Here is a 275-nt window from a genome sequence, read left to right on the forward strand (position 1 = left end):
CAATACAGCGGGTAAAGAGCACCACCGCCACGGCAATCACCGCCAGCGCGAGGATCGGCGCGACGCCAAGCGCCGCCAAAACCACGATGCCGCCCATGGCGCCGATCGCCACCGGCGCATGGCCGCGGCGGAAGGCCCGGGCGGAAGGGCGCGCGACATCGACCAGCGCCATTTCTTCGGCGAGGCGCTTGATGTCCTCGGGCGCGCCTTCGAGCAGCAGCGTGTCGCCGACCCGCACCACCAGCTCGTCGATCTTGCGCCCGATGTTCTGGTTC

At 69.5% G+C, this 275-nt stretch carries 1 pseudogene; it reads right to left on the bottom strand.

Annotated features, from left to right (window positions below):
* Window positions 1-275 (bottom strand): annotated as a pseudogene (locus tag E0702_RS17265) (hypothetical protein); the annotation flags it as partial.

This window comes from Halomonas marinisediminis (assembly GCF_004347715.1).
Taxonomy (GTDB): domain Bacteria; phylum Pseudomonadota; class Gammaproteobacteria; order Pseudomonadales; family Halomonadaceae; genus Halomonas; species Halomonas icarae.